Below are 13,554 nucleotides of genomic sequence, written 5' to 3' on the forward strand. Positions count from 1 at the left end.
TAAAGCAGGATCCCGCCGAGGGAAAGAAAAAGCCGGTCTTTCCCCTTGTTCGGCAGACCCTCGCCACCCCATGTTGGGAGAAAGAAAATTGGAGGGAAGACCTTGAATAAAATCGCTTTTCTAGCTGCAGTTCTGACGATGTCAATTGCGGGCATGACCCATGCGGAAGAACGTCGCATCACCGTTGACGCGGCGGGAACCGTGCAGGCCGCGCCTGATATGGCGACTATTACTCTGGGCGTGACCAATGAAGACGCGCAGGCCTCGAACGCGATGAAGGCCACTTCGGATTCGGTGTCTCAGGTCCTGAGCCGGTTGCAGGAGCTTGGCATCGAAACGCGTGATGTGCAGACCCGCGACGTGTCTTTGTCGCCGGTCTGGAACAATCGTAACAGCGCAAGCGGCGACCGGCCCGAAATTTCGGGATTTGTCGCCTCGAACCGAGTGGTGGTGCGTGTGCGTGACCTGACACAGCTTGGTACAATCATGGACGCAGTCATCCAGGACGGGGCCAATGACTTTGGCGGGCTAAGCTTTGGCGTACAGGATCCGAAACCGCTGCAAGCGCAGGCGCGCGCAAACGCCGTAGCCGAAGCGACCGCCAAGGCCGAGCAGTTGGCACAGGCGGCTAACGTGACACTCGGACCAGTTCAAGAGATCAGCGAACAGGTCGGTGGCGCGCGCCCCGTGGCCATGATGCGGGAATTCAGCGCTGCGGATGCAGGTGGTGTACCAGTCGCAGGTGGCGAGGTGTCCGTTTCGGTCACGGTCACAATGGAATTCGAAATCTCTGAGTAACCTCAGACGCTTGCGCGGGCCTTCAAAGGTTGCCTTTGTTGGCCCGTCTGGTCAAAGTTGTCCGGCGAGAGCCAATCCTCAAAGGCGCTGCGGATGCGGGGCCATTCGCTGTCGAGGATGGAATACCACGCCGTATCCCGGTTGCGACCTTTGTAATGGGTGGCCTGTCGGAAAATACCTTCAAAGGTAAAGCCCAAACGCTCGGCCGCGCGACAGGACGGCGCGTTCAGCGCGTCGCACTTCCATTCGTAACGGCGATAGCCCAACTCATCGAACACGCGCTGCATCATCAGGAACATAGTCTCGGTCGATTGCGGGTTACGCTGCAACAAGGGTGAGAAGTGGATGTGTCCCACCTCGATCGCACCCGCCGCCGGGTCAATCCGTAGAAATGAAGCCATACCCACGGGCGTATCGTTGCTGTCCAGTACCGTGTGGAACATCGGATCGGAATCCATGCAGGTCTCACGGGTCCAATCCTCAAACTCGCGCTCGCTGTCGAACGGCCCATAGGGCAGGTAGGTCCAGTTGTGGCCATCCGTGTCGTTGGCAAACGCCCGGAACAATCCGGGCGCATGCCTATTCACATCAAGCGGGACAACGGAACAATTTCGGCCCTCCATCGGCGTGTAGGGTGGTGTCGGGCGCGGGAAATCGCCCGCTACCGGCAATCCGATGGGTTGGCCCAGATCATTGGTGTTGTGCCCGCTCATGGATCAGGCCGACGCTTTGGCCAGCGCCTGATCGAGATCGGCGATCAGGTCATCGGCGTCTTCGATACCAATGGATACGCGCACCACACCCGGGCCTGCGCCCGCGGCCTCTTGCTGTTCCGGGGTCAGCTGACGGTGTGTGGTCGAAGCCGAGTGAATGATCAGTGATCGTGCATCACCCAGGTTGGCTACGTGGCTGAAAATCTCAAGCGCGTTGACCAGTTTGATACAGGCGTCATAGCCGCCCTTGACCGCGAAGGTGAACAGCGCGCCTGCGCCCTTCTTGTAGTGCGCTTTGACCCGGTCACTGTAAGGCGAAGACGGCAGCCCGGCATAAGTGACGTATTCCACGCGGTCATCCGCCTCGAGCCATGCGGCGATTTTTTGTGCGTTTTCGACGTGACGCTCCATCCGCAGGGACAGGGTCTCGATCCCCATCAGCGTGTAATGCGCTGCCTGCGGGTTCATGGTCATGCCCAGATCGCGCAGGCCAATTGCAATTCCGTGGAAAGTGAAGGCCAGCGGGCCGAAGGTCTCATGGAATTTGAGGCCGTGATACGCCTGCTCCGGCTCACTGAGTGACGGGAACTTGTCATTTGCCGACCAGTCGAACTTACCCGAATCCACGATGCACCCGCCAGTGACGGTGCCGTTGCCGGTCAAATACTTAGTGGTCGAATGCACAACCAGCGTTGCGCCGTGTTCGATCGGGCGGCACAGGTATGGCGTGGCCGAGGTGTTGTCGACGATCAGCGGAATACCCGCAGCGTCAGACACATCCGCCAGAGCGCGGATGTCGGTGACATAGCCGCCGGGGTTGGCAATGGATTCGCAGAACACTGCCCGGGTGTTTTCGTCGATTGCGTCTTTCACGGCGTCCAGATCATCGGTGTCGACAAACTTGGCAGACCAGCCAAAGCGTTTGATGGTCTGGCTGAACTGCGTGACCGTGCCGCCATACAGACGGGTCGAGGCGACCACGTTGCAGCCCGGACCCATCAGCGGGAACAGCGCCATTATCTGTGCTGCGTGACCTGACGAGCAGCAAACCGCTCCGACGCCGCCTTCCAGCGTGGCGACACGTTCCTGCAGAACCGCCACGGTCGGGTTGGTCAGGCGGGAATAGATGAAACCAACCTCTTGCAGGTTGAACAGGGCAGCTGCGTGATCCGCGTCGCGGAACACATAGGCTGTCGTCTGATAGATCGGTGTCTGACGCGCGCCAGTTGCGGGATCGGGCCGGGCGCCCGCGTGAATTTGAAGCGTATCAAAACCGTAGGTGGGGCCGTCAGACATCTTGGAAATCTCCTGTTGGAAAGTGCGTTGCTGAATCTCTAGGCGATTGGGCGCGCGCAGACAACATTCCTGTCAGCGCATCCAAAGACCATTCTTGCGTATCGTGTTGCGAATAACCTGCTCGCGTTTGGGAAGGTTCTCGCGGTCAAACATGTCCCTGATTTTGTGACCTTTGCGCTGCAGCACCAGCTTCTTTATCGGGTCGTACCCCTTGAGGACCTTCTTGACCCGGTTTGGCGCAACCACGGTTTCCAGCACCTCGACAGCGTGATCGCTTTCACGAGCGTAGAGCAAGGGAAACAGGCGGTAATGACAGCTGACCGATCCGTCCAGAAGACCTGCGGGCAGGGCATCGCGACCGCCGCCGAACGAGTGGATAACCAGCGGCAGTGCAGCCTGATCCAGCCAGGGGTCAAAATTCTGTCCAGCCATCTCGGGGATCTCGCCGTCGCGGATCGTGCGGGCGTAGTCCAGAAAGCGCTTTCCGAAGGTGTGAGGGCAGGAATGAAAGAAAAACCCGGCATTGAAGTACAGATAACGCCGCCAGTAATCCACCGGTTGGCTGGTATCCAGTGAGCTGTCGAAATCCAGTTCGAACCTTTGGTAAAGCGCCTTCCAGATCCCATCCAGTCCAGGACCATACAAGGTTGGTTTGGGCCAGGTTCCTTCGACCCTAAGCGATGCGCCGGGGCGGTCAAAGTCGAAGGGGACGCTGGTCAGATCGCCGGTGATCAGTGTGTCACTGTCGAAAAACACAAAGGGCTCACCCTCGGGCATGGCCGCCAACGCTTCGATCTTGTTGCCATAAGGGTAGCTGGCGCCGAATACCTTGTTTTCGAACGGCAGGATCTCGGCATCCAACTGGCGCAGCGCTTTCAGCAGATCCTCGTCCTGGATGGTAGGGTCCTGCGACCAGCGTGGACCGGGTTGCGGAACAGCCACGAACAGTCGACCGGAAAAATCAGGGCTGCTGTGCCGCAGCGAGGCGGCAAACAAAAGGGCTTCGTATTGCAGACGGTTGTTTTGCCCGATGATAACGATGTTGAATTTCGGGGCGCTGGCCTGCATCCGGTGACTTTCAGTTCTTGTGGGTGCCGTGGTCCGGCGCTGCTCGGGTTTCTTGTCGGACGTACAGTATGCAGACGCGCCCGTCAAAACCAGATGCGATGCGCGCAATTTGAAAAATGTCGGCGCAATCCCATGTTAGGGACACGTCCCCGTTCAGGAGTGCCCCCATGAGGATCAACGCAGATTTCACCAAACGTGTTGCAGTTCATTTCGACCAGAATGAATGGATCGCGTCCCCCGCCGCCGGTGTCGAACGCAAGATGCTGGATCGCATCGGCGAGGAGGTTGCCCGCGCAACGACAATCGTCCGTTTTGCTCCGGGCAGCGCGTTTTCGGCCCACACCCATGACGGGGGCGAAGAGTATCTGGTTCTGGACGGCGTTTTTCAGGACGAAACCGGTGATTTTCCGGTTGGCAGTTATGTGAGAAACCCGCCGACCACGTCGCACACACCTTCGGCTAAAGAGGGGGCGACGATCTTGGTGAAACTGCATCAGTTTGACCCGGATGATCGGACAGAGGTACGCCGCTCGATCAATGGTCAGGGGAATACTCAACTGTTCAAAGACGCACATGAAGATGTCCGCGTGTTCAATCTTGGGGCGGGTGAGGCGTTGGAACTGGATGCGTCGCACGGAATGGAGCTGTTTGTGATCGAAGGCTCGCTGAGGGAATCTGACGAGGATTTCACGACCTGGGACTGGTTGAGGTTGCCTCCGGGAACGCGATCTACCGCCGTCGCAGGGGCTTCGGGGGCACGTGTTTGGACGAAAACAGGGCATTTGGCTCAGATGGTCTGATACAATCGCTGCAAGAAAAACAGGCAGAAACAAAGGAAAACCGGGTCGATTGGTCCGGTTTTTTCATTTTTTGACCATTTGGCAAATTTTACCATTTGATAAAAAATTTCTTTGTGGCAAGCTGAGGCCACAACAAACATATCTACAGGGAGTAGAGTGATGGCACAGGGCCAGATTGCCCCCGGCATTGTCTCCGGGCGGCTGTCCAGCGATGAGCTGACCTCGAATTTCACGGATCTGCATCCGCCACTGGCCCCCCATGAGGCCGCCGTGGCAGCGGATCGGTGCTATTTTTGTTACGACGCACCATGCGTCACAGCCTGTCCGACAGACATCGACATTCCGCTGTTCATGCGCCAGATTCAGGCTGGTCAGCCCGAAGCGGCGGGTGAGACTATTTTGGCGCAGAACATTCTAGGCGGCATGTGCGCCCGCGTTTGCCCGACTGAGACGCTGTGCGAAGAAGTCTGCGTGCGCGAAACCGCCGAAGGTTCACCGGTCGAAATCGGAAGATTGCAGCGTTACGCGACGGACAGCGTGATGGTCGGCGGGGAACACCCGTTCCAACGGGCCGCACCCACCGGAAAAACGGTGGCCGTAATCGGGGCAGGACCTGCGGGTCTGGCCTGTGCGCACCGGTTGGCCATGTTTGGGCATGACGTGGTGATCCACGAAAGCCGCCCCAAGCCGGGCGGGCTGAACGAATACGGGATCGCCGCGTACAAATCGACAAACGATTTTGCTCAGGCCGAAGTCGACTGGCTGCTGAAAATCGGCGGTATTTCTATCGAAACCGGTTCTGTTCTGGGCGAGGGCGTCTCGCTGGACGGTCTGGTTGAGAATTACGATGCAGTATTCCTGTCTATCGGCCTTGCCGGGGTGAATGCCTTGCGTGCACAGGGTGCTGATCTGGACGGTGTCCGCCACGCGGTCGATTTCATCTCGGAAGTACGTCAGGCCTCGGACCTGTCGCATCTGCCGGTGGGTCGCAATGTCGTGGTGATCGGCGGTGGCATGACCGCCGTGGACGCGGCGGTGAAGTCGAAATTGCTTGGCGCCGAACATGTCACGATCGCATACCGCCGTGGTCGTGATGCGATGGGTGCCAGCCGATATGAGCAGGACCTCGCGTCCTCGCACGGCGTCAAGATCATGACCAACGTGCAGCCCGTGGCCGTACACGGAAACGGGGCAGCGGCAGAGATCGAATTGGAGTATACGTCCAGTCACGACGGTAAGCTCTCGGGCACCGGAGAGATGATCCGCATATCCGCTGATCAAGTCCTCAAAGCGATTGGTCAAAACCTTGACGGCGCGCCAGAAGGGCTGAATCTGGATGGCAACAAGATCGCTGTGTCTGGTCCGGGGCGCACCTCGATGGGTGGTGTCTGGGCCGGGGGCGACTGTGCGGCGGGTGGCGAAGACCTGACCGTGACCGCAGTGGCCGAGGGTCGAGACGCGGCGATGGACATCCACGCAACGCTCGTTTCGTGATAGGATGGGGCATTCACCCCATCCCATTCGCTGCTGAGGTATTCTCATGTCCCAGATCGAACAAGCTGTTGCGCAACACTATACAACTGGTGCTCTTACGGAACGCATGCGTGAGGCGCTAAAAGCCAGCGGCATTGATCCCAATGCGGCCACGGTTGCCGACCTAAAGGCAGGTGATGAGTTCCACACCGGCGGTGTTCTTGCGACGGACAACCTGTTTGCCCAGCTTTCGCCGACCCACGCGACCCGTGTGCTGGATGTCGGCTGCGGCATCGGTGGGACGTCGCGGTACATCGTGGATCGTTATGACTCAACGGTGACCGGGGTCGACCTGACGCCGGAGTTTGTCGAAACGGCCACTGCTTTGAGCCAGATTGTCGGTCATTCCGAAAAGACCAGTTTTCTGGTGGGTAGTGCACTGGACATGCCGGTACCGGATGCGGGCTTCGATCTTGCCGTCATGATGCATGTCGGGATGAACATCGAAGACAAAGCAGGTCTGTTCGCGGAAGTCTCGCGAGCACTGGCCAGAGATGGAGTCTTTGCCCTGTTTGACGTGATGGGAGGGGACGTGGAGGAACCGCTGGCCTTTCCTCTGCCGTGGTCAACCGTTGCCGGGACATCCTTTGTTGATGCGCCGGATGTTTACAAGAATGCCGCTGCCGCCGCAGGCCTTGAACTGGTAGCCGAAGCAGACCGGACCGAGTTCGCGCTTACATTTTTCGAAGAGGTGTTCGCGCGCATCGCCCAAAGCGGCCCGCCGCCTTTGGGCATCCACCTGATGATGGGCGAGACGGCGCCCGAAAAGTTTCAAAACTACGTCACGAACCTCAAGGCCGGGCGCATTCGTCCGACCGAAATGATATTCAAGAAAACCGGCTGAGCCGGGAAGGGAGAAGCCATGGCCGATCTGACAACAAACTTTCTGGGCATTTCCAGCCCCAATCCTTACTGGCTGGCCTCGGCGCCGCCGACGGACAAGGAATACAACGTGCGCCGCGCTTTCGAGGCCGGATGGGGCGGAGTCGTCTGGAAAACGCTCGGGTCCGAGGGACCGCCGGTCGTAAACGTAAATGGGCCGCGCTACGGCGCGATCTATGGCGCGGACCGTCGCTTGTTGGGTCTGAACAACATCGAACTGATCACGGACCGACCGCTTGAGGTGAACCTCGAGGAAATGGCGCGGGTCAAAGCCGACTACCCGGATCGCGCGCTGATCGCCTCGATCATGGTGCCATGCGAAGAAGAGGCTTGGAAAGCCATCCTGCCGCGTGTCGAAGAAACCGGCGCCGATGGGATCGAACTGAACTTTGGCTGCCCGCACGGGATGAGCGAACGCGGAATGGGCGCAGCAGTAGGGCAGGTGCCGGAATATATCGAGATGGTCACCCGCTGGTGCAAGAAATACTATGACCGGCCCGTGATCGTGAAGCTGACGCCAAACATCACTGATGTTCGCAAGCCTGCTGAGGCGGCGAAAAACGGCGGCGCGGATGCAGTGTCACTGATCAACACGATTAATTCGATCACCAGCGTCGATCTGGACACGTTCAGCCCGGAACCGTCGATTGATGGCAAGGGCAGTCACGGCGGGTATTGTGGCCCGGCGGTGAAGCCAATTGCCCTGTCGATGGTATCCGAGATCGCGCGCGCCGAAGCCACCCACGGCCTACCGATTTCCGGCATTGGCGGCGTGACCACATGGCGCGATGCGGCAGAGTTCATGTCGCTGGGCTGTGGTAACGTTCAGGTGTGCACGGCTGCTATGACCTACGGCTTTAAGATCATCGACGAACTGACCGCAGGTCTGTCCAAGTGGATGGACGAAAAGGGGTACACAAACGTGTCCGAGATTGTCGGTCGTGCGGTTCCAAACGTGACCGATTGGCAATACCTGAACCTGAACTACGTGGCCAAGGCCAAGATCGATCAGGACGAGTGCATCAAATGTGGTCGCTGCTACGCCGCGTGCGAAGACACCAGCCACCAGGCGATTTCCATGTCTGATGACCGGGTGTTCGAGGTCATGGATGACGAATGCGTCGCCTGTAATCTGTGCGTGGATGTTTGCCCGGTCGACGGCTGCATCTCAATGGTGCCAATGACCGCCGGAGAGGTTGATCCGCGGACCGGTCTGGAAGTTCAGCGCGACTATGCCAACTGGACGACGCACCCAAACAATCCGATGGCCAAAGCTGCCGAGTAACTTGGGTACTGAAAACATGAAGGGGCCCGAAAGCGCGGGCCTCTTACCGAATACTGCCCCCTATATTGGGCATTCAAAGCCGCGTGGCGACATCACGTTTTGCTAGATCAAGTAGGTCGACAGGCTTGGGACATAGCTTAGCAGGATCAAGACGGCGGCCACCGCAATCAGGAACGGCCAAAGCGATTTCAGAATTGCTCCGGGGGTCGTGCCGCTCATTGATGAGGCGATATAGAGGCCAATTCCGACGGGTGGCGTAAGCAGGCCAAGAACAAGGTTCAGGCATACGACAACGCCGAACTGATAGGGGCTGATGTCGTAGGATCCAGTGGCAATCGGCAACAAAATGGGCGTGATCAGGATGATGGCGGCGATCCCGTCGATCACCATTCCCACCAAAAGCAGTGCAGCATTTACGATCAGCAGAAACATGAACGGATTGGATGTGATCGACGTGATAAGCCCCGCCAGCTGCTGCGGTATTTCTTCGTAGATGATGACCCAACCAAAAACGCTGGCCGCCGCGATCATGAATAGGATCATCGATGCATTTGCGGCTGTTCGCTTGAACATTTCGCCCAGATGTTGCGGCTTTAGCTCTCCGTAAATGAGCCATCCGACCAGAAATGCGATCAGCGAAGCAATGGCTGCGGATTCTGTCGGCGTAGCGATGCCAAACAGAATACCACCGATGATCGAAACCGGGATAAGCATCGCGGGCAGGGCGGCGATCAGGGCTTGCATGGCATCGCGGCGAGACATCCAGACGCCCTTTGGGAATTGCTGGACCCATCCGACCAGCGTGATCACCAAAGCAAAGGCTCCTGCCAGCAGCAGGCCGGGTATGATCCCGGCGATGAACATGTCGCCGATGGGAATCTGCGCCAAAACGCCAAAGATAACGAACATCATTGACGGCGGGATGACCGGTGCCAACAAGCCCCCGGCTGCTGTCGTGGCAGCGGCGAAGCCCTTGCTATAACCCTCTTCCTCCATCGCGGGGACCATGGCACGCGACATCACGGCGATCTGCGCGGTGGCTGAGCCGATGATGGCGGCCATGAACATATTGGCCAGCAGGTTGATATAGGCGAGCCCGCCCCGGAATCCGCCAACGAATACACGCGCCAAAGCGACCAGGCGGCGTGTCATGCCGCCTTCATTCATCAGTTCTCCGGTCAGCATGAACAGCGGGATTGCCAGCAGGCCGTAATTTTCCAACCCGCCAAACATTTTCTGCGCGAAACTGTCGTACAGAACCGTGTTCCCGCTTTCCCAGATGTACCAGATTGCGGTGATCGCCAACACGATGGCAACAGGCACCGACAGCAACAGGGTGGCCAGAAAGACAAAAGGGCTCATGCCTGAGACCCTTGTCCGGGACGCGTCAGAAGATGCATCGTGGAATGCAGCGTGGCCCCCAAGGCGAACAGCCACATAACCAGCCAAAACAGAAACTTCGGAAGCCCGAGTGTCGAGGTCGGCTCAGCATAGATGAAGTTGAAGGTGTTGCCCTGAAAAGCCATTGCGTCAAACCCAGTGCGTGCGATGTCCAAAGGCAGAAACCAGCGCCAGCAGACCCACAGCATCGCGATTGCAAAAATGAAGACAACGATATCGACGACTTTTTGGATGATTGCCCGGACCTGAGGCGGAACCAGATCCACAAGGATTGTGATAGAGACCGAATTGCGGTGATGTAATGCCGCGGAGGCACCAAGGAATGTCATCCACACCATGGCATAGATTGCCAGTTCATCCACCCAGAACAGTGCGTTGCCAGCCGTGCGGGTCACAACGTTCAGCAAGATCAACAAAGTGACGCAAACTGCAAGCGCTGCGGCACACCACAATTCCACCCGCGCCCACGCAGCCGACAGTCGGTACAACATCGCCGATCCCCTGTACAAAAGGGCGCAGGATCGACCCGCGCCCTTTACTTGAAACGTTCAACTTTATTTGGTTTCTGCCGCAGTCTCCCGCAGCGCGTCAAGGGACGAGGTCTTTTCAGACCAGATGCCGTTCCATTCCTCAATTGCATCGCCGAAGAATGAGGCGTCAACTTTCTTATAGGCCTTGCCGGTGCCTTCGATTTGTTCCAGCCACTTCGCTTCGTTGGCAACATAGGCATCGATGGTACTGTCAACGTGTTTTGCCATCAGTTCACCGATCATCGCGCGGTCTTCTTCGGACAGTCCCGCCCAGACTTTGGCCGAGACCAGCCCGACCATCGGGAACATCATGTGGTCGGATTGAACGATCGTGTCGGCGTGATCATAGTATTTCAGCACCCAGATCAGTTCTGCATCCATATCAATGGCATCGACCTGCCCATTGGCCAGCGCGTCATAGACAGCAGGCAGCGGCATTGGTGTTGGTGCAGCTCCGACCGCGTTGTAGAAATCCAAAATCGGCGTGAACGGCGTGATCCGCAGTTTCAGACCAGACAGGTCCTCTGCCGAAGACACATCGCCCCGGCTGACGATCTGGCGCAGCCCGGCCATACCGTAACCTAAGCCTACAACGCCAACCTGACCAGGCAGGGGTTCCAGCATCGATTTTGCGGTATCCGAACGCAGGATGCGCCCCGCGTGGCCGATATCATCCGCGAGATACGGCGCATAAAACGCCCCCAACTCTGGCGCGCGGTTTGATACTTCGGCCACTGTCATGAACGCCATGTCCAGCGCGCCAGTCTGTAATTGTTGCAGCATCTCTGCCTCGTTGCCCAACTGACGGGCAGGGAATACAGATACGGTATGGGCACCTCCGCTGGCTTCGTTCAGCTCGGCCCCAAAGGACTCGGCCGCCTTGGTCCAGATATGCGGAGGTGGCGTGATCAGGCCCAGACGGAATTCATCTGCATGGGCAGCTAGCGATGTCACAGCAAGCGCTGCAGCCGAAGCGGCGATCTTAGCAAAATGTTTCATGTTCTTCCCTGTTGTTTGTTCATCTCAGAGTGTGACCCAGCCCTCTGGCGGCTCTTTTCCCGGATGCACGGTCTGGCAGTTCGGGCATGTTCGGTCTTCTTCTGATGAATAGAATTTTTCGTAGACCGGCGGCAAGTCCTTGACGATAGACTGCAATTGCATCTCGGCCCGATGAACGCGGGTGCCGCATTCAAAGCAATACCATTCGATCGCGTCCAGCTCGCCTGTCTGCCGTTTCGGTTCGATCACCAATCCGATAGAACCCTCCTGCGGTCTTTGTGGTGAATGGCGGACATGCGGCGGCAGCAGAAAGATCTCACCTTCCCGGATCGGAACGTCATAGAATTCCTCGCCGTCATACAGTTTCAGCACCATGTCGCCTTCAAGCTGGTAGAAGAACTCTTCAACCGGGTCGTCGTGATAATCGGTGCGCTTGTTCGGCCCGCCGACGACGGTGACCATCAGGTCTGCGTCCTCCCAGACCTGTTGATTGCCGACCGGCGGTTTCAGCAGGTGACGGTGTTCGTCGATCCATTTCTGAAAGTTGAATGCACTTAACTTCGACATGTCCCACTCCCTTTTGGCAGAAGTTTGGCCTGTTTTTTCATAACTGCAAAGAAATTATCTGTATCTAGATATCCGATTTACTTATATCGATGGAGCTATTGCTTCAGGCCGCTTTCCGCGAACCCCTTGCAGATGATCTCTTTTTCCGCCTCGGTCAGTTCCAGCATCGGGGGCCGCAAACGCCCCCCGACCTGTCCCAGCAACTCCTGCCAGTATTTTCCATAAGCGGTGGGTTTGCCTGCAGGTTTGGTTCGCTTCATCGCGTCCCTCACCGGGTTCTGGCTGTCAAACACCTTGCGTGCCTCATCCGCTTTTCCGGCAAAAGCCAGCCGCGTGTATTCGTTCATGCGTTGATCGTTTTTTGTCTGTATCTGGTACGGTGGCGACGAGCACAGGTACAGTTTCCAATCCAGTTCCAAAATATTGTCCAGCCATTCATGTTCAGCCGAGGTCGAGACATGGATTTTGTCGCCCACCATATACGTCAATTTCACATACATCTCACGCGGGACGGAGTATTTGATGGCCACGATGTTAGGCAGATCGGCAATCCGCGCGCATTCCTCGGGCTGCATCAGGTATCCGCTGTCCGGGTGGCTCCACATCGCAATCCCGATGTCCAGCTCATCGCAGAACCGTTTGTAGTACTGGTACAAAACCTCTCCGAGATCCTGAACAAAGCTTAGAACCGGGGCGTGCAAAACGATGTAATCGGCCCCACAATTCTGCACATGACGGGCCAGTTCCAGCGCTGTATCCATGTTCTGATCCGAGGCCGAGACGATCACACTGGCTTTGCCCGCGCATTCGTCAACCGCAGTCGCAAAGTTACGCTTGCGCTCATCCAGGCTCATCGAAAAGAACTCGCCCGGTTTGCCCGTCACGAACAGACCCTGGATGTCCAGATCGTCAATCCAGTGCCGGATGTTCGACCGCAGCGCGGCCTCATCCAGTGACAAATCATCGTTGAACGGGTTCAGGGCTGCAGCCCAGATTCCGGTCATGTTCTCGCGCGCATAGGCTTTGGCGTCGCGTTTGGCGTAGTTCATTTTGACGGGCCTTCAGATTGACGCGCAATTCTAGCGTCGCCATCCAAGCCTGTTCACACCACATGATCCAATGCGAAAGCCGGGAACTGGGTATCTGAAATTAGAATACCCAGAGAATATTAATTTTGAAATCTTTGGCGCGGGTTTGGGTTTGCTACATGAAAATAGGATTGATCGGTAAAGGCGCGATTGCGCAGCATGTCATGGGCGCGGTTCAGGCGCGGGGCCATATGGTACATGCGGTTCTGGTGCGACCAGGCAGCAATTCACAAAACCGGAACCTGTTTGTGGGTTCGGTGCCCGAGCTTATCCCAATGCAGATCTGGTGATCGAATGCGCTGGCCATCACGCACTGGCGGATCAAACAGTCGCGGACGCGTTGGAGATCGCAGTCGGGCAGGGGCTGAAACTGCGTCAACTGCGCCTGCTGGTGGCGGTGGGTGCGCATGGCAATATCCAGAACGCCGCGCAGGAAATGGATGACCTGAACGAAGGAAACTCGGGTCGCGTGGTGGTGGGCACATTCTGACCGTCCGAACGTCGCGATCAAGATCAACGAAAGTACGAATGAAGTGCTGATGCCGATCCTTCCGCCGTCGGTCGCGCCTTTATATCGGCGCTGCATCAGGCGGT

General features: G+C 57.5%; 14 protein-coding genes and 1 pseudogene. 7 read left to right on the plus strand and 8 right to left on the minus strand.

Annotated features, from left to right (window positions below):
* The first annotated feature begins 102 nt into the window (after window positions 1–102).
* Entirely contained in the window at window positions 103–798 is a 696-nt protein-coding gene (locus tag AC2FIS_RS01340; protein ID WP_496771693.1) for an SIMPL domain-containing protein, read from the plus strand.
* 2 nt (window positions 799–800) lie between these two features.
* Here the strand turns inward: AC2FIS_RS01340 and AC2FIS_RS01345 are convergent, their stop codons facing one another.
* The 3 genes from AC2FIS_RS01345 to AC2FIS_RS01355 form a co-directional block, all read right to left on the minus strand.
* The gene (locus tag AC2FIS_RS01345; protein WP_496771694.1) at window positions 801–1,511 is read right to left on the minus strand and encodes a GNAT family N-acetyltransferase; all 711 of its coding nucleotides are present in this window, start codon (window positions 1,509–1,511) and stop codon (window positions 801–803) included.
* A gap of 3 nt (window positions 1,512–1,514) precedes the next feature.
* Window positions 1,515–2,807: an O-acetylhomoserine aminocarboxypropyltransferase/cysteine synthase family protein gene (locus tag AC2FIS_RS01350; protein ID WP_282150981.1), complete on the minus strand. Its 1,293-nt coding sequence runs from the start codon at window positions 2,805–2,807 to the stop codon at window positions 1,515–1,517.
* 72 nt (window positions 2,808–2,879) lie between these two features.
* Window positions 2,880–3,875: a GT-B fold glycosyltransferase domain-containing protein gene (locus AC2FIS_RS01355; protein WP_496772101.1), complete on the minus strand. Its 996-nt coding sequence runs from the start codon at window positions 3,873–3,875 to the stop codon at window positions 2,880–2,882.
* A 167-nt stretch (window positions 3,876–4,042) separates the two neighbouring features.
* Between AC2FIS_RS01355 and AC2FIS_RS01360 the strand changes: the two genes are divergently transcribed.
* From AC2FIS_RS01360 to preA, 4 genes are all read left to right on the plus strand, one after another.
* Window positions 4,043–4,675, plus strand: a complete 633-nt coding sequence (locus AC2FIS_RS01360; protein WP_496771695.1) for a cupin domain-containing protein — start codon at window positions 4,043–4,045, stop codon at window positions 4,673–4,675.
* Between the two features lie 159 nt (window positions 4,676–4,834).
* On the plus strand, window positions 4,835–6,169 hold the full coding sequence (locus AC2FIS_RS01365; RefSeq protein ID WP_496771696.1) for an NAD(P)-dependent oxidoreductase: 1,335 nt from the start codon (window positions 4,835–4,837) through the stop codon (window positions 6,167–6,169).
* Window positions 6,170–6,215: 46 nt separating this feature from the next.
* Window positions 6,216–7,052: a methyltransferase domain-containing protein gene (locus tag AC2FIS_RS01370; protein ID WP_496771697.1), complete on the plus strand. Its 837-nt coding sequence runs from the start codon at window positions 6,216–6,218 to the stop codon at window positions 7,050–7,052.
* Window positions 7,053–7,070: 18 nt separating this feature from the next.
* Complete coding sequence (preA, locus tag AC2FIS_RS01375) at window positions 7,071–8,375, plus strand: NAD-dependent dihydropyrimidine dehydrogenase subunit PreA (protein WP_496733002.1); 1,305 nt, start codon at window positions 7,071–7,073, stop codon at window positions 8,373–8,375.
* Between the two features lie 102 nt (window positions 8,376–8,477).
* On the opposite strand, the gene AC2FIS_RS01380 is transcribed toward preA, so the two are convergent.
* The 5 genes from AC2FIS_RS01380 to AC2FIS_RS01400 form a co-directional block, all read right to left on the minus strand.
* The gene (locus tag AC2FIS_RS01380) at window positions 8,478–9,737 is read right to left on the minus strand and encodes a TRAP transporter large permease (RefSeq protein ID WP_496771698.1); all 1,260 of its coding nucleotides are present in this window, start codon (window positions 9,735–9,737) and stop codon (window positions 8,478–8,480) included.
* Complete coding sequence (locus AC2FIS_RS01385; protein ID WP_496771699.1) at window positions 9,734–10,267, minus strand: TRAP transporter small permease; 534 nt, start codon at window positions 10,265–10,267, stop codon at window positions 9,734–9,736. Before AC2FIS_RS01385 ends, AC2FIS_RS01380 begins: the two co-directional genes overlap by 4 nt.
* A 63-nt stretch (window positions 10,268–10,330) precedes the next feature.
* Complete coding sequence (locus tag AC2FIS_RS01390; RefSeq protein WP_058273853.1) at window positions 10,331–11,305, minus strand: TRAP transporter substrate-binding protein; 975 nt, start codon at window positions 11,303–11,305, stop codon at window positions 10,331–10,333.
* 24 nt (window positions 11,306–11,329) lie between these two features.
* Complete coding sequence (locus tag AC2FIS_RS01395; RefSeq protein ID WP_058273852.1) at window positions 11,330–11,872, minus strand: 3-hydroxyanthranilate 3,4-dioxygenase; 543 nt, start codon at window positions 11,870–11,872, stop codon at window positions 11,330–11,332.
* Between the two features lie 95 nt (window positions 11,873–11,967).
* A complete protein-coding gene (locus AC2FIS_RS01400; protein WP_496771700.1) occupies window positions 11,968–12,921 on the minus strand; it encodes a dihydrodipicolinate synthase family protein in 954 nt (317 codons plus the stop codon).
* Window positions 12,922–13,079: 158 nt separating this feature from the next.
* Here AC2FIS_RS01400 and AC2FIS_RS01405 point away from each other — a divergent pair, with 158 nt between their 5' ends.
* Entirely contained in the window at window positions 13,080–13,250 is a 171-nt protein-coding gene (locus tag AC2FIS_RS01405) for a hypothetical protein (RefSeq protein ID WP_496771701.1), read from the plus strand.
* 74 nt (window positions 13,251–13,324) lie between these two features.
* Window positions 13,325–13,505 (plus strand): annotated as a pseudogene (locus AC2FIS_RS01410) (LysR substrate-binding domain-containing protein); the annotation flags it as partial.
* Between the last annotated feature and the right edge of the window lie 49 nt (window positions 13,506–13,554).

The sequence above is a fragment of the Ruegeria sp. CDSB113 genome (assembly GCF_059611045.1).

Bases quoted from the DNA above. Each gene is read 5' to 3' on its own strand.
- AC2FIS_RS01345 (WP_496771694.1), bottom strand. From the start codon at position 1,511: ATGAGCGGGCACAACACCAATGATCTGGGCCAACCCATCGGATTGCCG.
- AC2FIS_RS01350 (WP_282150981.1), bottom strand. From the start codon at position 2,807: ATGTCTGACGGCCCCACCTACGGTTTTGATACGCTTCAAATTCACGCG.
- AC2FIS_RS01355 (WP_496772101.1), bottom strand. From the start codon at position 3,875: ATGCAGGCCAGCGCCCCGAAATTCAACATCGTTATCATCGGGCAAAAC.
- AC2FIS_RS01360 (WP_496771695.1), top strand. From the start codon at position 4,043: ATGAGGATCAACGCAGATTTCACCAAACGTGTTGCAGTTCATTTCGAC.
- AC2FIS_RS01365 (WP_496771696.1), top strand. From the start codon at position 4,835: ATGGCACAGGGCCAGATTGCCCCCGGCATTGTCTCCGGGCGGCTGTCC.
- AC2FIS_RS01370 (WP_496771697.1), top strand. From the start codon at position 6,216: ATGTCCCAGATCGAACAAGCTGTTGCGCAACACTATACAACTGGTGCT.
- preA (WP_496733002.1), top strand. From the start codon at position 7,071: ATGGCCGATCTGACAACAAACTTTCTGGGCATTTCCAGCCCCAATCCT.
- AC2FIS_RS01380 (WP_496771698.1), bottom strand. From the start codon at position 9,737: ATGAGCCCTTTTGTCTTTCTGGCCACCCTGTTGCTGTCGGTGCCTGTT.
- AC2FIS_RS01385 (WP_496771699.1), bottom strand. From the start codon at position 10,267: ATGTTGTACCGACTGTCGGCTGCGTGGGCGCGGGTGGAATTGTGGTGT.
- AC2FIS_RS01390 (WP_058273853.1), bottom strand. From the start codon at position 11,305: ATGAAACATTTTGCTAAGATCGCCGCTTCGGCTGCAGCGCTTGCTGTG.
- AC2FIS_RS01395 (WP_058273852.1), bottom strand. From the start codon at position 11,872: ATGTCGAAGTTAAGTGCATTCAACTTTCAGAAATGGATCGACGAACAC.
- AC2FIS_RS01400 (WP_496771700.1), bottom strand. From the start codon at position 12,921: ATGAACTACGCCAAACGCGACGCCAAAGCCTATGCGCGCGAGAACATG.
- AC2FIS_RS01405 (WP_496771701.1), top strand. From the start codon at position 13,080: ATGAAAATAGGATTGATCGGTAAAGGCGCGATTGCGCAGCATGTCATG.